The sequence below is a fragment of the Saccharopolyspora sp. NPDC045839 genome (genome assembly GCF_056431645.1).
Map to the genome: position 1 here is coordinate 287808 of NZ_JBWKKH010000007.1, position 21512 is coordinate 309319.

21 protein-coding genes are annotated in these 21512 nt (G+C 71.0%); 2 read left to right on the forward strand and 19 right to left on the reverse strand.

What is annotated here, in order from left to right; translation table 11 throughout:
• Positions 1–298 precede the first annotated feature (298 nt).
• From AC07EQ_RS13375 to ftsY, 19 genes are all read right to left on the reverse strand, one after another.
• Positions 299–622 carry a DUF2469 domain-containing protein gene (locus AC07EQ_RS13375; protein WP_009943624.1) on the reverse strand — a complete coding sequence of 108 codons (324 nt, stop codon included), beginning with the start codon at positions 620–622 and terminating at the stop codon, positions 299–301.
• A gap of 33 nt (positions 623–655) precedes the next feature.
• Positions 656–1408, reverse strand: coding sequence for a ribonuclease HII (locus AC07EQ_RS13380; protein WP_358582143.1), 753 nt, complete (start codon positions 1406–1408; stop codon positions 656–658).
• 7 nt (positions 1409–1415) lie between these two features.
• Entirely contained in the window at positions 1416–2330 is a 915-nt protein-coding gene (gene lepB / locus AC07EQ_RS13385; RefSeq protein WP_478388233.1) for a signal peptidase I, read from the reverse strand.
• Between the two features lie 271 nt (positions 2331–2601).
• Positions 2602–2961: a 50S ribosomal protein L19 gene (gene rplS / locus AC07EQ_RS13390; RefSeq protein ID WP_132484884.1), complete on the reverse strand. Its 360-nt coding sequence runs from the start codon at positions 2959–2961 to the stop codon at positions 2602–2604.
• Positions 2962–3153: 192 nt separating this feature from the next.
• Positions 3154–3966, reverse strand: a complete 813-nt coding sequence (gene trmD / locus AC07EQ_RS13395) for a tRNA (guanosine(37)-N1)-methyltransferase TrmD (protein ID WP_478388234.1) — start codon at positions 3964–3966, stop codon at positions 3154–3156.
• Positions 3967–4038: 72 nt separating this feature from the next.
• Entirely contained in the window at positions 4039–4578 is a 540-nt protein-coding gene (gene rimM, locus AC07EQ_RS13400) for a ribosome maturation factor RimM (RefSeq protein WP_478388235.1), read from the reverse strand.
• An 8-nt stretch (positions 4579–4586) separates the two neighbouring features.
• Complete coding sequence (locus AC07EQ_RS13405; RefSeq protein ID WP_010305954.1) at positions 4587–4826, reverse strand: RNA-binding protein; 240 nt, start codon at positions 4824–4826, stop codon at positions 4587–4589.
• Complete coding sequence (gene rpsP / locus AC07EQ_RS13410) at positions 4823–5263, reverse strand: 30S ribosomal protein S16 (protein ID WP_132484878.1); 441 nt, start codon at positions 5261–5263, stop codon at positions 4823–4825. The genes AC07EQ_RS13405 and rpsP overlap by 4 nt, the downstream gene beginning before the upstream one ends.
• Before the next feature lie 191 nt (positions 5264–5454).
• Complete coding sequence (locus tag AC07EQ_RS13415; RefSeq protein ID WP_478388236.1) at positions 5455–6207, reverse strand: lysostaphin resistance A-like protein; 753 nt, start codon at positions 6205–6207, stop codon at positions 5455–5457.
• Between the two features lie 109 nt (positions 6208–6316).
• On the reverse strand, positions 6317–7138 hold the full coding sequence (locus AC07EQ_RS13420; protein ID WP_478388237.1) for a lysostaphin resistance A-like protein: 822 nt from the start codon (positions 7136–7138) through the stop codon (positions 6317–6319).
• A 117-nt stretch (positions 7139–7255) separates the two neighbouring features.
• The gene (locus tag AC07EQ_RS13425; protein WP_478388238.1) at positions 7256–8329 is read right to left on the reverse strand and encodes a metal-dependent hydrolase family protein; all 1074 of its coding nucleotides are present in this window, start codon (positions 8327–8329) and stop codon (positions 7256–7258) included.
• Positions 8326–9870: a signal recognition particle protein gene (ffh, locus tag AC07EQ_RS13430; protein ID WP_478388239.1), complete on the reverse strand. Its 1545-nt coding sequence runs from the start codon at positions 9868–9870 to the stop codon at positions 8326–8328. The genes AC07EQ_RS13425 and ffh overlap by 4 nt, the downstream gene beginning before the upstream one ends.
• 230 nt (positions 9871–10100) lie before the next feature.
• Complete coding sequence (locus AC07EQ_RS13435) at positions 10101–11843, reverse strand: DEAD/DEAH box helicase (RefSeq protein WP_478388240.1); 1743 nt, start codon at positions 11841–11843, stop codon at positions 10101–10103.
• A gap of 304 nt (positions 11844–12147) precedes the next feature.
• On the reverse strand, positions 12148–12732 hold the full coding sequence (locus tag AC07EQ_RS13440) for an AAA family ATPase (RefSeq protein WP_478388241.1): 585 nt from the start codon (positions 12730–12732) through the stop codon (positions 12148–12150).
• Positions 12733–13263: 531 nt separating this feature from the next.
• A complete protein-coding gene (locus AC07EQ_RS13445) occupies positions 13264–13602 on the reverse strand; it encodes a P-II family nitrogen regulator (protein ID WP_132484864.1) in 339 nt (112 codons plus the stop codon).
• Positions 13599–14939, reverse strand: coding sequence for an ammonium transporter (locus tag AC07EQ_RS13450; protein ID WP_478388242.1), 1341 nt, complete (start codon positions 14937–14939; stop codon positions 13599–13601). Before AC07EQ_RS13450 ends, AC07EQ_RS13445 begins: the two co-directional genes overlap by 4 nt.
• Before the next feature lie 121 nt (positions 14940–15060).
• Positions 15061–16281 (reverse strand): CynX/NimT family MFS transporter, encoded by a 1221-nt coding sequence (locus tag AC07EQ_RS13455; RefSeq protein ID WP_478388243.1) that lies wholly within the window; start codon positions 16279–16281, stop codon positions 15061–15063.
• Entirely contained in the window at positions 16278–16967 is a 690-nt protein-coding gene (locus AC07EQ_RS13460) for a FadR/GntR family transcriptional regulator (protein WP_478388244.1), read from the reverse strand. The genes AC07EQ_RS13455 and AC07EQ_RS13460 overlap by 4 nt, the downstream gene beginning before the upstream one ends.
• A 133-nt stretch (positions 16968–17100) precedes the next feature.
• A complete protein-coding gene (gene ftsY / locus AC07EQ_RS13465) occupies positions 17101–18522 on the reverse strand; it encodes a signal recognition particle-docking protein FtsY (RefSeq protein WP_478388245.1) in 1422 nt (473 codons plus the stop codon).
• A 114-nt stretch (positions 18523–18636) separates the two neighbouring features.
• On the opposite strand from ftsY, the gene AC07EQ_RS13470 reads away from it, so the two are divergent.
• Positions 18637–19830 carry an anhydro-N-acetylmuramic acid kinase gene (locus AC07EQ_RS13470; protein ID WP_478388246.1) on the forward strand — a complete coding sequence of 398 codons (1194 nt, stop codon included), beginning with the start codon at positions 18637–18639 and terminating at the stop codon, positions 19828–19830.
• Positions 19812–21320, forward strand: a complete 1509-nt coding sequence (locus tag AC07EQ_RS13475; protein ID WP_478388247.1) for a sodium:solute symporter — start codon at positions 19812–19814, stop codon at positions 21318–21320. The genes AC07EQ_RS13470 and AC07EQ_RS13475 overlap by 19 nt, the downstream gene beginning before the upstream one ends.
• Positions 21321–21512: the final 192 nt, after the last annotated feature.

The window sequence follows — 21512 nt, forward strand, 5'->3', positions numbered from 1 at the left end:
GGCGCATGTGAGCGATTTTCGCCAACTGCGCCAACGGTTCCGGGCACGTCGATGAATCCAACGTGCCCGGAAGCGAAGCCGATATCCAGTGATATTCCGGAATCTGTGGACTAATCAATCCCCTGTGGACAACTCGGCTCACCCCGACGAGTGGGGACGGCACACTTCCGAACCAAAAACGCTTTGCCCACTGCGCAATTTGCAAGATCAGCGGCGCCGCCACGACCGACCGGCCTGCGCGCATGAAAAAGCTCGGGCGGCCGGATTTCGGGCCGCCCGAGCTTCCTCGAGACCGGGATCAGGAACCGAACGGGCCGCTCTCCGGCAGCCGCAGGTCCGGTTTGTCCAGCTCCTCCACATTGACGTCCTTGAACGTGATCACCCGCACGTTCTTGACGAACCGCGCCGGGCGGTACATGTCCCACACCCACGCGTCCGACATCGCCACCTCGAAGTAGACCTCCGAGTCGGAGTTGCGCACCTGCACGTCCACCGCGTTGGCCAGGTAGAAGCGCCGCTCCGTCTCCACGACATAGGTGAACTGCCCGACGATGTCGCGGTACTCCTTGTAGAGCTGCAGCTCCATCTCGGTCTCGTACTTCTCGAGATCCTCGGCGCTCATCGCTGTGCGAGCCCTTCTGCATTGCCGTTCGGACTACAACGCCTCATTGTCCACCACATCCCTGTCGGAAGCATCGAACAACCCGGGCTTGCTCGTCACGGTTCGCGGCGAGCGCATCCCGTGCCGCTGCGCCGCTGCCACCACGTTCGCATAGGACCACCGGTGCTCGACGCAGGGGCCGAACTGCTTCAGCCGGGCCGAGTGCACCGGCGTGCTGTACCCCTTGTGCTCGTCGAACCCGTAGTCCGGGAACTCGGTGTGCAGCTGCGCGGTCATCATCCGGTCCCGGGTCACCTTCGCCAGCACCGACGCCGCGGCCACGCAGGCCGCGACCAGGTCGCCCTTCACGACGGCCACGCTGGGCGTCGCGAGCCCCGACACCCGGAAGCCGTCGGTCAGCACGTAGCCGGGGTGCGGGGTCAGCTGCGCGACCGCCCGCCGCATGCCCTCCAGATTCGCCACGTGGATGCCGAGCGCATCGACGTCCTCGGCCGAGATCACGATGGTCGACCAGCTCAGGGCACGCTCGGTGATGCGGCCGTACAGGCGCTCCCGGTCGGCCTCCGAGAGCACCTTCGAGTCCGTCAGCCCGTCGAACCGCCGCGCGTCGCCCGGGCGGAGCGCGCACGCCGCCACCACGAGCGGGCCGGCGCACGCACCGCGCCCGGCCTCGTCCACACCTGCCACCGGCCCGAGGCCGCGGCGGTCCAACGCGCTCTGAAGGGCCCAATTACCGCTGCTGCGCCGGATCACCGACCTCGGCGGCCGGAACGCCGCCACCGTCACGTCGACGTCACTCCGATGACCGTCGCTGTTTCACCACACCGACGAGCCTACGACCCAGCCAGAGCGTCGGGAACGCCGCGGCGAAACCGACGCCCAACGGCACCCCGGTCTGCCAGGCGGGCGCGCCCAGCGCGGTGGTCTGCGGGTTCGGCTCCGGGATGCTCTGCCAGCGGGTCGGCGGCAGGACGATCAGCTGAGCCTTGCCGATCACGTTGTCGACCGGCACCGCACCGTTGGTGCCGCCACCGCCCTGCACCCGCGAGTCCGCTGAGTCGTTGCGGTTGTCGCCCATCACCCACAGGTGCCCCGGCGGGACCGTCACGGCCTTGAACTCGTCCTGGCCGACCCCGCGGCCGGGCTCCCAGTACAGGTACGGCTCGTTGAGCGGCTTGCCGTCGACCAGCACCCGGTTCTGCGCGTCGCAGCACTCCACCGTCTGACCGCCGACGGCGACCACCCGCTTGACGAAGTCCTTCTCGTCCGGGGCGCCGAAGCCCAGCAGCGACGCCACGCCCTGGAAGAAGCCGACGACGGGGTTGGACGGCTCGTCCGCCTCGAACTCGTTCTGCACCCAGGGCTGCGGGCCGCGGAACACCACGACGTCGCCCGGCTCCGGATCGCCGAACCGGTAGGTGATCTTGTCCACCAGCACCCGGTCGTTGTTGCAGCCGGTGCACCCGTGCAGGGTCTGCTCCATCGACTGCGACGGGATCACGTACACCCTGGCCAGGAAGGCCTGGATGAGCACCGTCAGCACGAGTGCGGTGACGATCAGGATCGGCAGCTCGCGCCAGAACGAGCCCTTCTTCTTGTCCTTGGGCTTGCGGCGGCGGGAAGCGCCACCCGGCACGTCCGGGGCACCGCTGGAGTGCTCCGCACCCTGGGGGTCTTCCGCTGATCCGCTGCGCATGACGTCGGCCACCCGGCCAGGCTACTGGAACCGCGGTGGGCGCCGTCGCGCTCCCCCGGCTCCGGTGGCCAGTTCCACCGCTTCGCGGCGCCTCTGTGACGTGCTCTTTTCCGGTACATCCGATTCGCGTCGGCACCGCGGTGGGGCACAACACCCCCTGCGATCACTCAAAGGTGGAACGCCCGGTTCCCCCGGCCACCGGGCAAAACGAGCGCGTCCGGACACGCGAAACGGCCCAGGTGCGTGCACCTGGGCCGTTGTCGTGGTTCCGAGTGGCTTTCGATCAGGAAGCCGGCGCGGTCTCGCGCTTCTCCTTGATCTTCGCCTTCTTGCCGCGCAGCTCGCGCAGGTAGTACAGCTTCGCCCGCCGAACGTCACCACGCGCCGCGACCTCGATCTGCGCGATGTTCGGGGTGTGCACCGGGAACGTCCGCTCCACACCGACACCGAAGGAAATCTTGCGCACGGTGAAGGTCTCCCGGATGCCATCGCCGTGGCGGCGGATGACCACGCCCTGGAAGACCTGGATCCGCTCGCGCGAACCCTCGATGACGCGGACGTGGACCTTCAGCGTGTCGCCAGGCCGGAAGGCCGGAATGTCGGAACGCAACGACTGGGCGTCCAGCGCGTCCAGGGTGTTCATCGGTGGTCCGTCCTCATCCGTGTCGAAGGCACCCGTGTTCTCCAACGTCGATGACCCGACCTACTGGTGGGCACCGCCTGACACGGGGTGAACTTGCATGTGAGCCCGCCGAACTCGTCATTCGGCTGCATCAACCGTTCCAGTGTGCCAGATCCGCATTTCGGCGTCTGAACCGCCCCCGCCGACGCGGGGTCAGCGCTGCGCGTCTCCGGCATCCCGGGACTCGTCGGAATGCTCCGACTCCCGCAGTTTATCGAGTTGCGCTCGGTCGGCCGCGTTCAGGGTCCCCTCCGGCAGCTCGGCCAGCAGTTCCGGGCGCCGCAGGTAGGTCCTGGCCAGCGCCTGATCGCGGCGCCAGCGGGCGATCGCGGCGTGGTTGCCGGAGCGCAGCACGTCCGGCACCGCGTGCCCGCGCCACACCTCGGGGCGGGTGTAGCAGGGGCCTTCCAGCAGCCCGTCGGAGAACGAGTCCTGCTCGGCCGACAGCGGGTTGCCCAGCACCCCGGGCAGCAGGCGGGCCACCGCCTCGATCATGACCAGCGCGGCAACCTCGCCACCGACCAGCACGTAGTCGCCGATGGACACCTCCTCCACCGGCATCCGGGTGGCGGCGTCGTCGATCACCCGCTGGTCGATTCCCTCGTAGCGGCCGCAGGCGAACACCAACCAGGGCTCGGCGGACCAGCGGATCGCGGTGCGCTGGTCGAACGGCCGCCCGGCCGGGGTCGGCACGATCAGCCGGGGCACCGGGGCGGTGGAGTCGGCGGAACCCGCAGCGGCGCCGCAAACGCCGTCCAGCGCCTCGCCCCAGACGTCCGGCTTCATCACCATGCCGGGGCCGCCGCCGTACGGGCTGTCATCGACCGCCCGGTGCACGTCGTGCGTCCAGTCCCGCAGGTCGTGCACGCCGACCGCGATCCGCTCGCGCTCGATGGCCTTGCCGAGCAGCGCTTCCCGCAGCGGCGCCAGGTAGTCGGGGAAGATCGTGATGACGTCGATGCGCATGTGGCCCTCGGAAAAGGAAAACCCCCGCTCCGGCGGCGGGGGCGGTTTGATCTTGCTGTTGCCGGTCCGGCGTCACTCGGCTTCGAGCAGGCCCTCCGGCGGATCCACGACGAGTCGACCGGCGGCGAGATCGACCTCGGGGACGATCTCGGCGACGAACGGCACCAGGACCTCGCGGCCGTCGGCGGTGCGCACGGACAGCAGCTCACCGGCCGGCGTGTGCAGGACTTCCCGCACCTCGCCCACCTCTTCACCGGAGACCCGCTCGACCCGCAGGCCGATCAGCTCGTGGTCGTGGAACTCGTCCGGGTCGTCGGTCGGTTCGAGGGCGTCGGAGCTGACGGTCAGCAGCACACCGCGCAGGTCCTCGGCGGCCTCCCGGCCTTCGACGCCCTCCGCACGCACGAGCAGCCGCCCGGCGTGCTGCCGGGCGGCTGTCACCGTCAGGTTCTGCGCGCGGACCACCCCGCGACGCTGCATCCCGAGCACCGAGCCGGGAGCGAAGCGCAGCTCCGGGCTGTCGGTGAGCACCTCGACGACAAGCTCCCCCCGCACGCCGTGCGGCCGCACGATGCGGCCGACGGCCAGGGTTTGCAGCTCGGGCTCGCTCATGTTCGTGCTCAGCGGTCGGTGTCGACCACGTCGACCCGGATGCCGCGGCCGCCGATGCCGGACATCACGGTCCGCAGCGCGGTCGCGGTGCGACCACCGCGACCGATGACCTTGCCCAGGTCATCCGGGTTCACGTGCACCTCGAGGGTGCGACCGCGTCGGGTCGTGAGCAGCTGGACGCGGACATCGTCGGGGTTGTCGACGATGCCGCGCACCAGGTGTTCAAGCGCGTCCGCGAGGACCGTCACGCCTGACCTTCCTCGGACTTCTGCTCTTCAGCCTTGTCCTCGGCCTTCTTCGCACCCTTCTTCTTCGGGGTGGTGGCCTCGGTGGTGGGCTCCTCGCCGGCGGCGGCCAGTGCGGCCTCGAACAACTCCTGCTTGCTCGGCTTCGGCTCGGCGACCTTCAGCCGACCCTCGGCGCCCGGCAGGCCCTTGAACTTCTGCCAGTCGCCGGTGATCTCCAGGATGTTCTGCACCGGCTCGGTCGGCTGCGCGCCGACACCCAGCCAGTACTGCACCCGCTCCGAGTTGACGATGATGCCGCTCGGGTTCTGCTTCGGGTGGTACTGCCCGATCGTCTCGATGGCCCGGCCGTTGCGGCGGGTGCGGGCGTCGGCAACGACGATGCGGTAGTGCGGCTCGCGGATCTTGCCGATCCGCGCGAGCTTGATCTTCACAGCCACGGGTGCTGGTGCTCCTCAGACTCTCGTTGGTGCTCCGGTTGAGCATGCCAAGCCGCGTGGGGCAGCGGAGTGGAATGCTCTTAGTCAAAAGCGGCCACAAGCGGTGAGAGGGACCCCTCGCGGCGAACAGCATCCCATTGTGCCAGATACCGCCGCCGCCATGACCCCGGACCCGTCCGGCGGCCGTCGCGCTAGGCCGGGAGCAGACCCAGCGAGAGCAGCAGGAGGCCGAGCGCGGGCAGGAAGTTGTTCACCTGGTGCGCGACCACGCTCGCCGTCAGCCGCCCGGTGACCATCCGGGCGACGCCGATCGGGATCGCGATGACCAGCAGCAACGCGGTGCGCTCCGGCTCCAGGTGGCCGATGGCGAAGACGGCCGTGCTGAGCACGAACACGTTCAGCTGGCTCCACCGCAGCCGTTCCATCGCGCCCCAGAGCAGCCCGCGGTAGAGCAGCTCCTCGCACAGCGGCGCGACCAGCCAGACGTGCAGGAAGATCACCACCGCCAGCGCCGGGGGCAGCTGCACCCCGTCGAGCAGGCCGCTCACCGTGGACTGCGCGTCCGGCCCCATCCACTGCGCCCACAGCATCGTGGCGATGGTCGTCGTGACCAGGCCGATGCCGCCGATGGCCAGCCCGGTGGTGACGTCCGACCAGCGCCATTCGAGGCCGAAGTCCAGTCGCGGGCCGTTGCCGCGCACGACGGTGATCAGGACGGCCACCGTCCCGGCGAGCACGGTCGGCAGCACCAGCATCAGGACCAGCGCCATGCCGTCCGGGCTGCCCAGCGCGGCCGCGAGCGTCACCGAGACCAGCACGAAGATCGCCTGCGCGAAGAAGAACGCGCCGAGCCCCCAGCGGTGGGTCCGGGTCGGTGCGGCCTCGGGCCCGGCGGGCTCGAGCGGCGCGTTCGCGGCGGGATCCGACTGGTTCGGGGTGTTCATGGGCGCCTCCGTGGTGCCGGTCGGCGGCCATCGGCCTGGCCGTGTCGGCGTGCGGACGCCGGCGAAGCCGCCAGGTTACCCCCGGCGGTGCGGCGAACGGCAGCGATATTCATCCGGCGATGGCGAACAGCAGCAGTGCGGGCAGGAAGTTGTTCGTCGCGTGCGCGATCATGCTCGCAGCCACCCGGCCGGTGATCATCCGCGCCGCGCCGATCGCGAGGCCACCGAAGAACAACACCGGTGTGCGCCACACCTCCTGGTGAATCAGGGCGAAGATCAAGGCGGTCAGCACCAGGATCGCGTACCGCGGGATGCGGTAGTGCTCCAGAGCGCCCCAGAGCGCGCCGCGCATCAGCAGTTCCTCGGTCAGCGGCGCCCCGAGGAAGGCGAACAGCGCGAACACGAACAGCCAGACGGTCCGCTCGCCCTGCATCAACCGCGCCAGGTCGGTTTCCGGGGGCGGGCCGGAGATGGCGATGATCACCAGCGTCAGCGCCCAGGAGCCGAACAGCGCGATGCCCCCGCAGGCCAGGCCCACCTTGAAGTCGCGGCGCTTCGGCAGGATGCCGAAATCCGAGCGCAGTCCCCTGCCCCGCCACCAGGAGAACACCGCGGGCACCAGGCCGAGCAGGATGTTCGGGGCGAAGGCCAGCAACAGCAGCGGGCCGGTGTTGGGCGGCGTCGTCGGATCGAAACCGCCGGCCCGGGACGGCCTGGCGGCGTTGAGGATCAGCACGGTCAGGTAGTAGCCGCCGTAGCCGATGAAGAACGCCGCGAACCCCCAGGCCAGCGAGCCGCGGCGCGCCGCCTCCAGCTGCGCCTCCCAGAAGCGGGGGTGCAGGTCGGCGTCGGTGGTGTCCTCCACCGGGCGCATCGGTTCCCCGGGGTGCTTCGGGAACTCCCGCGGCTCCCGCTCGGGCTGTTCCCCCACGCTGCGCTCCCCTCTGCCGGGCTCACCCTAAGCATCCACCAGGAGCTCACGTCGTCTCCGGCGCCACGACCTGCGACTTCGCGCGAGGAAGATCACTCGGGGAGCCGCGGCGGGGAATCAGCCGACGACGTTGCCGCGCAGGACGATCCGCGTCGGTTGGTCCAGGACCGACAGATCCTTGCGCGGGTCCGCGTCGTAGCAGACCAGGTCGGCCGCGGCACCGTGCTGCAGCCCGGACCAGCCCAGCCACTCGCGCGCGGCCCACGACGCCGCGCCGAGCGCCTGCTCGGTGGACATCCCGACCCGGTGCAGCGCGCGCACCTCGTCGGCCAGCAGGCCGTGCGCGATGCCGCCGCCGGCGTCGGTTCCCGCGTACACCGGGATGCCCGCCTCGATCGCCTTCGCGACCGTCCGGTCGGCCCGCGCGTAGAGGTCGGTCATGTGCGCCGCGTAGGCCGGGTACTTCGTCGCGGCCGACGCGAACGACGGGAAGTTCTCGATGTTGATCAGCGTTGGGACGAGCGCCGTGCCGTTGCGGGCCATCAGTTCGATCGTGTCGTCGGTGAGCCCGGTGCCGTGCTCGATGCAGTCGATCCCGGCGTTGATCAGGCCGGGCAGCGCGTCCTCGCCGAACACGTGCGCGGTGACCCGGGCGCCCAGCCGGTGCGCCGTCGAGATCGCCTCGGCCAGCACCTCGTCGCTCCACAGCGGCGCGAGGTCGCCCACCGACCGGTCGATCCAGTCGCCGACGAGCTTGATCCACCCGTCGCCGTACGCGACCTGCTCGGCGACCGCCGCGGGCAGCTGCTCCTCGTGCTCCAGCTGATCGGCCAGGTACGGGATGTAGCGCTTGGGGCGCGCCAGGTGCTTCCCGGCCCGGATGATCCTGGGCAGGTCCTCGCGGTCCTGCAGCGGCCGGGTGTCGACCGGGGCACCGCAGTCGCGGATCAGCAGCGTGCCCGCATCGCGGTCGGCCTCCGCCTGCGCCACGGCCTCGTCGAGCTCCACCGGCCCTTGGGGGCCGATGCCGACGTGGCAGTGCGCGTCGACCAGGCCGGGCAGCACGAAGCCGCCGTCGAACACGGTCTCGGCGCCGGGCACCGGGTCCAGGCTGATCCGGCCGTCCTGCACCCACAGCTCCCGCTGCGCGCCGTCGGGCAGCACGACGGCGCGGAGGTGCAGGGCGGTCACTTCTTCTTGCCGAAGTTCAGCTTCGACGGGTCGAAACCGGCGGGCAGGTCGTTCATGCCGCCCTCCAGCTTGGACAGGTCCGGGCTCGCGCCCGGCATGCCCATGCCGCCCGGCGGCAGGCCGGGGAAACCACCGGGCAGGCCGCGCATGCCCTTGGGCTGCGTCGGGCCGCGCCCCTTCTTGCCCTTCTTCCCCTTCTTGCCCTTGCGGTTCTTGCTGCCCCCGCCACCGCCGAAGCCGAAGCCGCCCGCCATCTGCTGCATCATCTTGCGGGCTTCGAAGAACCGGTTGACCAGGTCGTTGATCTCGCTGATGGCCACGCCGGAGCCGCGCGCGATGCGCTGGCGGCGGGACGCGTTGATGATCTTCGGGTCGGCCCGCTCGGCGGGCGTCATGCCGCGGATGATCGCCTGGATGCGGTCCAGGCTCTTCTCGTCGAAGTTGGCCAGCTGCTCCTTCATCTGGCCCGCGCCCGGCAGCATGCCCAGCAGGTTCTGCAGCGGGCCCATCCGGCGGACCGCCTGCATCTGCTCCAGGAAGTCCTCCAGGGTCAGCTGGCCGGTGCCGAGCTTCGCCGCGGCCTGCTCGGCCTGTTCCTGGTCGAAGGCCTGCTCGGCCTGCTCGATGAGGGTGAGCAGGTCGCCCATGCCCAGGATCCGGTTGGCCATCCGGTCCGGGTGGAAGACGTCGAAGTCCTCCAGCTTCTCGCCGCTGGAGGCGAACATGATCGGCTGGCCGGTGACCTCGCGGACCGACAGCGCGGCACCACCGCGGGCGTCACCGTCGAGCTTGGTCAGCACCACACCGGAGAACCCGACGCCGTCGCGGAAGGCCTGCGCGGTGTTCACCGCGTCCTGGCCGATCATCGCGTCCAGCACGAACAGGGTCTCGTCCGGGGTGATCGCGTCCCGGATGTCGGCGGCCTGCTTCATCATCTCTTCGTCGATGCCCAGCCGGCCGGCGGTGTCAACGATGACGATGTCGTGCTGCGCCCGGCGGGCCTCGTCGATGCTGCGGCGGGACACCTCGACCGGGTCGCCGACGCCGTTGCCGGGCTCCGGCGCGTACACCGGCACCCCGGCGCGCTCCCCGACCACCTGCAGCTGGTTCACCGCGTTCGGGCGCTGCAGGTCGCAGGCCACCAGCAGCGGCGTGTGGCCCTGCCCCGCGAGCCACTTGGCGAGCTTGCCGGCCAGCGTCGTCTTACCGGAACCCTGCAGACCGGCCAGCATGATCACGGTCGGCGGCGTCTTCGCGAGCTCCAGCCGCCGGGTCTCGCCGCCGAGGACGGTGACGAGCTCCTCGTTGACGATCTTGATGACCTGCTGGGCCGGGTTCAGCGCCTGCGAGACCTCGGCACCCTTGGCGCGCTCCTTGACACCCTTGATGAAGTTGCGCACCACGGGAAGCGCCACGTCGGCTTCGAGCAGGGCGATGCGGATCTCCCGCGCGGTGGCGTCGATGTCCGCGTCGGACAGCCGCCCCTTGCCGCGCAGGTTCGTCAGGACCGAGGTGAGCCGGTCGGAGAGAGTGTCGAACACGGGTTCACGGGCTCCAGAGTCGAGGGATGTACCTGGGTACCTATGCGAGGGTAACCGGCCGGGTCACCGGCCCGGCGTGGGCTAGGAAGCGCAATTTCACGAGAAATGGCGCGGCCACCGGGTGACCTGCCGCCAGGTGCGGGAACCCAGCGTGATCGAGGGCCGCGAACCCGGCGGCGCCGTCACCCGGTGGGGTGGCCGGTTTCCCGGGAAACCGGCCACCCTTCCGCTCAGCTGTGCGAGTAGTCCTCGCGGCGCTTGCCCGTCGCGCGGGGCTGCGGCGAACGCTGGCCCTTGCGGTGCGGGCGCGGCTTGTCGCGGTCGCGGTCGCGGGCACCGTCCCGGCCGGGGCGGCGCGGGCGGCGGTTGATGAACTCGCCGTCGGCGCGGCTGATCCGCAGACCCCGCCCGGCCACCTGCGTGTTGCGCAGCTTGCTGAGCAGCTCGTCCGGCAGGTCGGCGGGCAGTTCGATCAGGGTGTGCTCGTTGCGGATGTCGATGTGCCCGATGTGCTTGCTGGGCAGGCCGCCCTCGTTGGCCAGCGCCCCGACCAGGGCCCGCGGGGTGACCCGGTTGCGGCGGCCGACCTCGACCCGGTAGGTCTCGGTGTCCGAGTTGGCCGGGTGGAACGACGAGCCGTCGCGGCGGGCCGGCGGCTCGACGGGCTCCGGGTCCAGCAGCAGCGGCCGGTCGCCCTGGGCCATGGCGGCCAGCGCGGCGGCGATCTCCACGGCCGGCACGTCGTGGGTCCGCTCGTACTCCGCCACCAGCTCCTGGAAGACCTCCAGGCCGCCCTTGGCGAGGATGTCGGTGATGCTCTGCGCGAACTTGGCCAGCCGGCGGTCGTTGACCGCGTCGATGGTGGGCAGCTCCATCTGCTGGATCTGCTGGCGGGTGGCCCGCTCGATCGACCGCAGCAGGTGCCGCTCGCGCGGCGAGACGAACAGGATCGCCTCCCCGCTGCGCCCGGCCCGGCCGGTGCGGCCGACGCGGTGCACGTAGGACTCGGTGTCGTGCGGGATGTCGTAGTTGAGCACGTGCGAGATGCGCTCGACGTCGAGACCGCGGGCGGCGACGTCGGTGGCCACCAGGATGTCGATCTTGCCGTCCCGGAGGTGACCGATGGTGCGCTCGCGCTGCGCCTGCGCGATGTCGCCGTTGATCGCCGCCGCGCTGAAGCCGCGGGCCTGCAGCTTCTCGGCGAGTTCCTCGGTCAGCTGCTTGGTGCGGACGAACACGATCATCGCGTCGAACGACTCGACCTCGAGGATCCGGGTCAGCGCGTCCAGCTTGCTCGCCGCGCGCACCGGGACGTGCCGCTGGTTGATGTTGGTCGCGGTGCTGGTCTTGGTCTTGACCGAGATCTCGACCGGCTCGTTGAGGTAGTTCTGGCTGATCTTGCGGATCGCGCCGGGCATGGTCGCGGAGAACAGCGCCACCTGCCGGCTGGCCGGCACGGACTGCAGGATCTTCTCCACGTCCTCGATGAAGCCCATCCGCAGCATCTCGTCGGCCTCGTCGAGCACCAGGTTCTTGAGCCCGGTCAGGTCGAGCGAGCCCTTCTCCAGGTGGTCGATCAACCGGCCGGGGGTGCCGACGATGACGTGCGCGCCGCGGCGCAGGCCGGCGAGCTGCGGGCCGTAGCTGGTGCCGCCGTAGATCGGCAGCACGTGGAAGCCGGGGATGTGCGCGGCGTAGCGCTGGAACGCCTCGGAGACCTGGATCGCCAGCTCGCGGGTGGGCGCGAGCACCAGGGCCTGCGGGCCGGTGGCGTCGAGGTCGAGGCGGGACAGGATCGGCAGGGCGAACGCGGCGGTCTTGCCGGTACCGGTCTGGGCCAGGCCCAGCACGTCGCGACCCTCCAGCAGCAGCGGGATGGTCTTCTCCTGGATCGGCGACGGGGTCTCGTAGCCGATCTCGGTGAGCGTCTGGCGGACGCGCGGGTCAAGGTCAAGTTCGTCGAATGTCGACATGCTGGAAGCGGATCTCCTCGGTGGACTCGGCAGGGGGCTGATGGTCTGCGGAAACGGCCCTGCAACTACCCGCCCGGGGTCCGGGGTGATCGGCGAGGCGTCGGCTCGTGAGCCCTAGATCGCCGCGGGGCGCCGCTTGCGCATTTCGAACCGCGCGCTCAGCTGGACGCACACCCTGTTGCCAGTCACCCGCAGCTCGATCATTCTCAGCCTGGCGCCGCGGCATCCTGCCGCTGCGCCGAACATCCAGCCTAGCGATCGCCATCGGCGAGCGGGGCGGTGGCCCGGCACAACGGGACGCAAGTCACGCTACGACGTCCAGCCGGAGGCCGTCGGCGACCTGGTTCCGGGTGAACAGGTGCACCCGGTGCCAGCCCCGCGGGGTCGCGCCGTCGCGCAGCTGCTGGTGCATCCGGTCGGCCCGGTGCACGTGCCGGAGGAACGATCCGGGCCGGATCAGCCGCCCGCGTGCCCGCTGCCCGGCCAGCGCCTCGCGCGGGTCCACGTGCAGCCACACCAGCACCCGCTGCCGCCCGGTGAGCCAGGCGAAGGTCAGCAGCAACGCGCGGGTGGTGGCGCGGGTCGCGGGCTCGTGCGCGACGACCGGCCCGGACGTGCGCGCGCACCGCCAGGCGATGCGGCTGCGGTGCACCAGGTGCACCAGCGGGCGGTAGTAGCGGTAGGGCAGGCGGCTCGGCAGGACCTTGCGCAGGACGGCGCGAACCTGGTCGGAGTCCAGCGTCGAGATGTCCGCGCCACCGCGGAGCTTTCCGAGCACCGTGCTCTTGCCCGCGCCTGGCAGGCCGGCCAGGACGACGAGCGAACGCCGCCTGATGCGCACCGTCGGCGGCGGGCTGGTGGCCGAGGGGAGTACGTCCGATATGTCCACGACGGCGTCCAGGTTACGCGTGATCGATCTTGGCGGACGGGCCGAGTGCGCAACGCCACCGAACACAAAAGCGGAAGGCGGCTCGCTCCCCCCGAACGAACCGCCTTCCCCACCATCCCCCTGGGGCGCCACGAGATACCGCACCCGATCCGCGTGGGCGACCGTGTCCCCCCGGCCACCCACGCGGCTCCCCCGTCGCGAACGCGAAGCCCGGTGTTTCCCGCCCGACCCCCAGTACGGGCGGGGCCCCCTCCGGTTCCCCCTTGTCGCCGCGTCGCACTTAGGAGTCTGCCGTCCGAGCGGGCCCGGCGAGACCGTGAAGCCCCCTGAGTACGGCTGCGTAGTGTTACGCACTCGCCACCGAGTGGTCCGGCGAAATCCACTCAGGCCGTTCGTGCACGTCAGGGCCCGTGCGCGTTTTGGGGCGCCATAGCACCCCGAACCGCTCACGGGGCCTGACCAGGCAAAACGCGGAGAGCGCCGCCGATCCGATCGATCGGCGGCGCCCTCCGGCTCGGTCGGGCAGCGGGATCAGATCGCCTCGACCCCGGTCTCCCCGGTGCGCACCCGGACCACGGTTTCCACCGAGGTGACCCAGACCTTGCCGTCGCCGACCCGGCCGGTGCGCGCGGCGGTCACGATCCCGTCCACGGCCTTGTCCACATCGGAGTCGTCGACGAGGACCTCGACGCGCAGCTTCTCGATGAAGTCCACGGCGTACTCGGCGCCCCGGTAGACCTCCGTGTGGCCCTTCTGGCGCCCGTAGCCCTGCGCCTCGCTGACGGTCATGCCCAGCACCCCGAGCCGACCGAGCGCCTCCTTCAGGTCGTCCAACTTGGACGGTTGGACGATCGCGGTCACCAACTTCATGCGCGGCTGCCCTCCAGCTTGCGTTCGACCTCGTCGGCAGGCGCCGCGGACCGGCGTCGCGCGGAGCGGTCGTCGCCGAAGTGGTACGCGGTCTCGGCGTGCTCGGTCTCGTCGATGCCCACGGCCTCGTCCTCGGCGCTCAGCCGGAACCCTACGACCGCCTTGACCAGCAGCGCCAGCACCAGGCTGAGCACGAAGGAGTAGGCGAGCACCGCGACCGCGCCGACCGCCTGCCGCCACAACTGGTCGAGCCCGCCGCCGTAGAACAGGCCGTCCACCCCGGCCGGGGCGGCCGACGAGGCGAACAGGCCGATCAGCAGCGTGCCCAGCAGGCCGCCGACCAGGTGCACGCCGACGACGTCCAGCGAGTCGTCGTAGCCGAACCGGTACTTCAGGCTCACCGCGAGCGCGCACACCGCGCCGGTGATCGCGCCGACCGCGATCGCGCCCAGCGGCGTCACCGAGGAGCAGGCCGGGGTGATCGCCACGAGGCCCGCGACGATGCCGGACGCGGCGCCGAGCGTGGTCGCGTGGCCGTCGCGGATGCGCTCGACGAGCAGCCAGCCGAGCATCGCGGCGCTGGTCGCCACCAGGGTGTTCACCAGCGTGACCGCGGCGGTGGTGTTGGCCGCCAGCGCCGAACCGGCGTTGAACCCGAACCAGCCGAACCACAGCAGGCCCGCACCGAGCACCACGAACGGCAGGTTGTGCGGCTTGCCCGGGTCCTTCGGCCAGCCCTTGCGCTTGCCGAGCACCAGCACCAGGGCCAGCGCGGCGGCGCCCGCGTTGATGTGCACCGCGGTGCCGCCGGCGAAGTCGATCGCGGCGAGCCGGTTGGCGATCCAGCCGCCGACGGCGGTCACGTTGCCCGCGTCGTCCTCGGTGTCGAAGGCGAACACCCAGTGCGCGACCGGGAAGTACACCACCACGGCCCACAACCCGGCGAACAGCAGCCACGGGCCGAAGCGGGCCCGGTCGGCGATCGCGCCGGAGATCAGCGCCACGGTGATGATCGCGAACATCGCCTGGAAGCCGACGAACGCCAGCGTCGGGATGCTGCCGGAGACCTGGTCCTCGCCGAGCAGCGAGCTCAGGCCGAAGAACTCGGCCGGGTTGCCGAGCAGGCCGACCCCGCCGATGTCGGAGCCGAACGCGGTTGAGTAGCCGATGAGCACCCACAGCACGCCCACCACGCCGATGCTGCCGAGGCTCATCATCAACATGTTGAGCACGCCGCGGGAGCGCACCATGCCGCCGTAGAAGAACGCCAGACCCGGGGTCATGAGCAGGACCAACGCCGCGCTCATGAGCACCCATGCGGTGTCGCCTGAATTCACATTGCCTCCCGATGCGACCGAGTTGGCCCGCATCCTGAGGAATGCCTGTTTCCGGCGGCCCGTTCCGCTGTTACGCGGCCGTGAAATCCTGCTCACCGCCGGTTACATCGGTGTTGTGAGGTCACCGCCGCGTTTCGCCGTCGATCACCGAAGGCACCTGGACGGGCCGCCCGGCCAGCAGGCCCATGCAGAGCCAGATCGTCGAGAAGCCCAGCAGCAGCACCAGCGGCGCGATCCAGCCGCCGGTCACGTCGTGCAGCAGCCCGATCAGCAGCGGGCCGGCCGCGGCGATGAGGTACCCGCCGCCCTGCGCCATCCCGGACAGCGCCGTCGTGGTGTCGCTGTCCGGCGAGCGCAGCCCGAACAGCGTCAGCGCCAAGCCGAACGCCGCGCCCTGCGCCAGGCCGAGCACGACCACCGACGGCCACAGCCCGGCGGTCGGGCCGACGAGGATCCCGGTGAAGCCGAGCATGAGCAGCACCGCCAGCACCACGGCGATCAGGCGCTGGTCGCGGAGCCGGTGGCACAGCACGGGCACGCTCATCGAGCCGACAGCCTGCACCGCGGCCTGGATGCCCAGCGCCAGGCCGGCGAGCCCGGCACTCATGCCCCGGCTCTGCAGCATCGTCGGCAACCAGCCGAACGTGACGTAGGCCATCGCCGACTGCACGCCCATGAAGACGGTGACCTGCCAGGCCAGCGGGTTCCGCCACAACCGGCCACCACTGGACGGCTGCGGCGGCGCGCCGGAGCTGCGCCGCAGCGCGAAGAGGCTGATCACCATGGCCAGCAGGACGGGAACCGCGAGGAGCCCGAGCGGAGCGCGCCAGGCGGACGACAGCGCGGCGCCCAGCGGCACGACCACGCTCGCCGCGATCGCGCCGCCCAGCGTCAGGCACATCGTGTAGACCGCCGTGATCACCGGCACCTTGTGCGGGAAGTCCCGCTTGATCAGGCCCGGCAGCGCCACGTTCGCCACCGCGATCCCGGCGCCGACCACGACGGTCCCGGCCAGCAGCGTCCAGATCGACCCCAGCGCGCGCAGCGAATTGCCGATCAGCAGCACGATCAGGCAGCCGACCAGCACCTTCTCGTCGCCGAAGCGCTGCCGGAGCTTCGGCGCGACGAACGCGAACACCCCCAGGCACACCACGGGCAGCGTCGTCAGCACGCCGCCGAAGGTGTTCGACACGCCCAGGTCCTGCTGGATCTGCTCCAGCAGCGGCGCGACCGCGGTGAACGGCGGCCGCAGCGCCAGCGCCACCAGCACGACCAGCACCAGGGTGGCGGCCACGGCGGTGCCCACCGGGGACGCCGGTGCCTGCTGGACTCGGGTGCTCACTGCGCGTTTCCCCTCTCGTCGAGAACGCCCCCGAGGGACGTCAGGCTCGGCTTGATCACGGCATGCGCGGCCGCCGCGGCGGCCTCCGGGTCACCGTCGACGATGGCCTCCAGCAGCGCCCGGTGGGTGACCGGCCCGCCTTCGGACAGCGCGGCATCCGCGCGGACCGTTTCCAGGCTCTCCTGGAGACGTTCGCTGAGGTAGCGGTACATCTCCGAGAGCACCGGGTTGCGCGCCGCCGCCACGACCGCGGCGTGGAAGTCGACGTCGGCGGCGGCGAAGCTCTCGGGCGAGTCCGCGCGGTCGCGGAGGTCGAGCAGCTCGCGCAGCCGCTGGATGTCGGTGTCGTCGCGACGCATCGCGGCCAGCCGGGCGGCCTGCACGTCGTAGGCGAGCTGCACCTCGAAGACGTCCCGGACCCCGGCGAGCCGCAACTGCCGCAGCATCGGCGCCGGATCGGCGGTGGACACGACGAACGTCCCGGCGCCCTGCCGGGACTCCAGCCGCCCGAGGTGCACGAGCGCCCGCACGGCCTCCCGGACGACGGTCCGGCTGACCCCCAGCTCGGCGACCAGCTCCAGCTCGGTCGGAATCCGCTCACCGGGAGCCCAGGCCCCTCCGGCGAGCTGCTCGTTGAGCGCGGCGATGACCTCGTCCACAGAAGACCGTTGCCCGACGACCCGCATGCCAACACCTCCGGGCGGAACCATAGGTCAGACATCAGTCGTCAGACAAATTCCCGTGCTGTCTGATCAATTGGGTTTCGGGGACGAACGAACAGCCCCCGCGCTGGGGCGCGGGGGCTGTTCTCGGGAGGTCTCAGCCGAGGAGGGCGTCCACGAACGCTCCCGGCTCGAAGGGGGCCAGGTCGTCCGGGCCTTCGCCGAGGCCCACCAGCTTCACCGGGACACCCAGTTCCCGCTGGACCTGGAAGACGATGCCGCCCTTGGCCGTGCCGTCGAGCTTGGTGAGCACGATGCCCGTCACGTCCACCACGTCGGAGAACACCCGCGCCTGGGTCAGGCCGTTCTGGCCCGTCGTCGCGTCCAGCACCAGCAGGACCTCGTCGACCTGGGCCTTCTTCTCCACGACGCGCTTGACCTTGCCCAGCTCGTCCATCAGGCCCGTCTTGGTGTGCAGGCGGCCGGCCGTGTCGACCAGCACCGCGTCCACGGCCGTGTCGCTACCGCGGCTGACCGCCTCGAACGCCACGCTCGCCGGGTCGGCGCCTTCCTTGCCGCGCACCACCTCGGCGCCCACCCGGCTGCCCCAGGTGGCGAGCTGCTCGACGGCCGCGGCGCGGAAGGTGTCGGCCGCGCCGAGCAGGACCGTCCGGCCGTCCGCGACGAGCACCCGCGCCAGCTTGCCGGTGGTCGTGGTCTTGCCGGTGCCGTTGACGCCGACGACCAGCACCACGGCCGGCTTGCCGCCATCGGCCGGGTTGCCGTGCGGCAGCGCGCGCACCGCGCGCTCCATGTCCGGGCCGAGCGCGTCCACCAGCACCTCGCGCAGCAGTGCGCGCGCCTCGTCCGGCGTGCGGATGCCGCGCGTGGCGATCTCGGTGCGCAGCCGCTCGGTGATCTCCGTGGTGGTCGCCGCGCCCAGGTCGGCCAGCAGGAGGGTGTCCTCGATCTCCTCCCAGGAGTCCTCGTCCAGGTCGCCGGCGCCGAGCAGGCCCAGCAGTCCCTGGCCGAACGTCGACCGGGAGCGGGAGAGCCGGCCGCGCAGCCGCTCCAGCCGGCCCGAGGTCGGCTCGATCTCCTCGATCTCCTCCGGCACCGCGGGCGCCGGCTCCGGCACCGGCTCGGCGCGCTCCTGCTCCGGAACCTCGGCCGGCGCTTCGACCGGCGGTTCCTTGACCGGCGGCTCCTCGGTCACCGTGCCGCCGTCCGGCAGGGGCACGTCCACGATGCCGCGTCGCTCGGTGTCGCGGGGCACCGCCGCGTCGTCGCCGACGCCGGGCTGGCCCTCCACCTCGGTGCGCTCGCCCGCCGGATGCTCCGGCGGGGCCGCCGTGGTGGTGCCGCCGCTGGACAGGCTGATCCCGTTGTCGGCGCGATACCCGCCGCCCTTGACGGACTCGGCCTGGCCCGCGGTCTCGTCCCGTTCGCTCAGGCTGATCCGCCGCCGGCGGTTCAGCACGATGCCGGCGACCACGGCGATCGCCAGCACCACCACGACGGCGACGATGATCAGAATCAGGTTCTCGGTGGTCACTCGCCCATCCTCCCACCTGGTCATACCGGCCTCGGAACGCGCCCGGCACACCAAGTGAGCAAATCACCAACAATGAGCGCGAGACGCTTGCATTTACCATGCGCTGTGCAATAGACCACACATGTGGATTGGTGGCGCGTGATCGGTCTGCTCTCCGGCACGTCGATGGACGGCGTCGACGTGGCCGTGGCCGAGCTGCGGCTGGACGGCGACACCGTGCAGCTCCGCCCGCTGGGCGCCACCGTGCTCCCCTACCCGGACGTGCTGCACGAGAAGCTGCGCGCCGTTCTCCCGCCGGCCGGTTGCAGCGCCGAAGACCTGTGCCGGCTCGACACCTACGTCGGGCAGCAATTCGCGGCCGCGGCCCGGCTCGGGCTCGAGCTCGCGGGCGGCCGCGCCGACCTCGTGGCATCGCTCGGGCAGACGATCTACCACTGGGTCCAGGGCAGCGGGCGGGCGCGCGGCACCCTGCAGATCGGGCAGCCCGCGTGGATCGCCGAGGCCACCGGCCTGCCGGTGGTGTCGGACCTGCGGGCCCGCGACGTCGCCGCCGGCGGTCAGGGCGCCCCGCTGGCGGGCGTGTTCGACGCGCTGTGGCTGGCCGACGAGCCCGGCACGACCGTCGCGCTGAACATCGGCGGCATCGCCAACATCACCGTGGTCGGCGGGCGACGGCCGCTGGCCTACGACACCGGCCCCGGGAACGCGCTGATCGACCTCGCGGCAGGCCGGATCACCGGCACGCCGCAGGACACCGACGGGAGCATCGCCGCGACCGGCACCGTCCACCCCGAACTGCTCGAAGTGCTGCTCGCCGACGGCTACTACCGGCGGCCGGCGCCGAAATCCACCGGCAAGGAGCACTTCAACGCCGACTACCTGGCCCGGGCGCTGGACGAGCTGCCCGCCGGGGTCGGCGACGGCGACCTGCTGGCGACGCTGACCGAGCTCACCGCGCGCACCATCGCCGACGCCTGCCGCAACGAGCAGGCGGCGAAGGTCGTCGTGTCCGGCGGCGGGGTGCGCAATCCCGTCCTGCTCGCCGCGCTGCGCCGCCTGCTGGACGCGCCGCTGGTCGTCAGCGACGACCTCGGTCTGCCGTCGGACGGAAAAGAGGCGTACCTGACCGCGCTGCTCGGATTCCTCACCTGGCACGGTGTCAGCGGCAACACACCGGGCACCACCGGGGCCGCCGGACCCCGATTGCTCGGCAGCATCACCCCGGGAGCCGGTCCGCTCCGGATGCCCGAACCCGCCGTCCAGCAGCCGAGGCGGCTGCGACTCCAGCCCGGCCACACCGCACAGGAGGCGCAATGCGATCTCTCGACCTAGTCGTGATCGGGCTGTACCTGATCGCGATGCCGGTGATCGGGATGCTGCTCAGCGGCAGGCAACGCAGCTCGCAGGACTACTTCATCGGCAGCCGCCAGCTGCCCTGGTGGGCGGTGTGCTTCTCCGTGGTCGCCACCGAGACGTCCACGCTGACGGTGATCAGCGTGCCGACGGTGGCCTACCTCGGCAGCTTCACCTACCTCCAGCTCGCGATCGGCTACCTGATCGGCCGGATCGTGGTGGCGTTCGTGCTGCTGCCCAAGTACTACGCCGGGAACCTGGTCAGCGCCTACGCGTTCCTGGGGCAGCGGTTCGGCTCCGGCCTGCAGGGCACCGCGTCGGTGACGTTCCTGGTGACCCGGCTGCTGGCCGACGGCCTGCGGCTGTTCGCCACCGCGATCCCGGTGAAGGTGATGCTGGCGGCCTTCGGCGTGACCATGTCGTACTGGCAGATCGTGCTGATCCTGTCGGTCATGACGGTGATCTACACGTACTTCGGCGGCATCAAGGCCGTGGTGTGGGTCGACGCGATCCAGATGGCGGTCTACGTCGGCGGTGCGATCGCCGCCGCGGCGGTGCTGCTCGGCAGGCTGCCCGGGGACTGGATGTCGACCGCGTTCGCCGAGGGCAAGTTCCAGATCTTCGACTTCGGTTCGTCGATCATCACCGACCAGTACGCGTTCTTCACCGCCGTGATCGGCGGAGCGGTGTTCGCGATGGCCTCGCACGGCGCGGACCAGCTGATGGTGCAGCGGCTGCTCGCCTGCCGGGACCTCCGGGACAGCCAGCGGGCGCTGATCGCCAGCGGCGTCGTGGTGTTCCTGCAGTTCGCGCTGTTCCTGTTCATCGGCACGATGCTGTGGTCGTTCTTCAAGGGCGCCCAGCCGGCGGACCTGGGCATGGCCAGCAAGGACGAGCTGTTCCCGCAGTTCATCGTCAACGAGCTGCCGCCCGGGCTGTCCGGGCTGCTGATCGCGGGCATCCTGGCCGCCGCGATGAGCACCCTGGCGTCGTCGCTGAACTCGCTGTCCACGTCCACGGTGAGCGACCTCTACCAGCGGATCTCGAAGCGCAAGCTCGACGACGCGACCGTCCTGCGGATGGGCAAGGGCTGGACCCTGGTCTGGGCCGTGGTGTTCGTGGTGTTCGCGTCGATGTTCAGCAGCACCGACAACCCGGTGGTCGAGGTCGGCCTGAGCATCGCCAGCTACACCTACGGCGCGCTGCTGGGCGCTTTCCTGCTGGGGCTGCTGGTGAAGCGGGCCCGCCAGGCGGACGCGGTGATCGCGTTCGTGGCGACGCTCGTGGTGGTGCTGTTCTTCGTGTTCTGGGTGACCTTCCCGAACGGCGAAGGCGGCGAGAAGTCGCTCGCGTTCCCCTGGTACACGCCGCTGGGCGTCATCGTGACGCTCGTGGTGGGCGGGCTGCTGTCGCTGCGCCACTCGCGGCCGGCGCCCGAAGCCGCCGTCGAGCAGGCCGACAACGCCTGACCGCACGCGGATCTTGCTGTCGTGGGGGGGGGGGGGGGGGGGGAAGGGGGGGGGAAGGGGGGGGGGGGGGGGGGGGGGAAGGGGGGGAGGAGGGGGGGGGGGGGGAGGGGGGGGGGAGGAGGGGGAGCGACACGCGAGAGGTAGTAGTCGATCAGGATCAGCTGGGCGGTGGCGAAGTCGTCGTTGCGGTCA

Coding starts and splice junctions, on each gene's coding strand:
- AC07EQ_RS13375 (WP_009943624.1), bottom strand. CDS start 622: ATGAGCGCCGAGGATCTCGAGAAGTACGAGACCGAGATGGAGCTGCAG.
- rplS (WP_132484884.1), bottom strand. CDS start 2,961: ATGAACACCCTGGACGCGCTGGACGCCCAGTCGTTGCGTTCCGACATT.
- trmD (WP_478388234.1), bottom strand. CDS start 3,966: ATGCGCATCGACGTCATCACGATCTTCCCCGACTACCTGGCGCCGCTG.
- rimM (WP_478388235.1), bottom strand. CDS start 4,578: ATGAGCGAGCCCGAGCTGCAAACCCTGGCCGTCGGCCGCATCGTGCGG.
- AC07EQ_RS13415 (WP_478388236.1), bottom strand. CDS start 6,207: ATGAACACCCCGAACCAGTCGGATCCCGCCGCGAACGCGCCGCTCGAG.
- AC07EQ_RS13435 (WP_478388240.1), bottom strand. CDS start 11,843: ATGTCGACATTCGACGAACTTGACCTTGACCCGCGCGTCCGCCAGACG.
- AC07EQ_RS13445 (WP_132484864.1), bottom strand. CDS start 13,602: ATGAAGTTGGTGACCGCGATCGTCCAACCGTCCAAGTTGGACGACCTG.
- AC07EQ_RS13460 (WP_478388244.1), bottom strand. CDS start 16,967: ATGCGGGTCGTCGGGCAACGGTCTTCTGTGGACGAGGTCATCGCCGCG.
- ftsY (WP_478388245.1), bottom strand. CDS start 18,522: ATGACCAGGTGGGAGGATGGGCGAGTGACCACCGAGAACCTGATTCTG.
- AC07EQ_RS13475 (WP_478388247.1), top strand. CDS start 19,812: ATGCGATCTCTCGACCTAGTCGTGATCGGGCTGTACCTGATCGCGATG.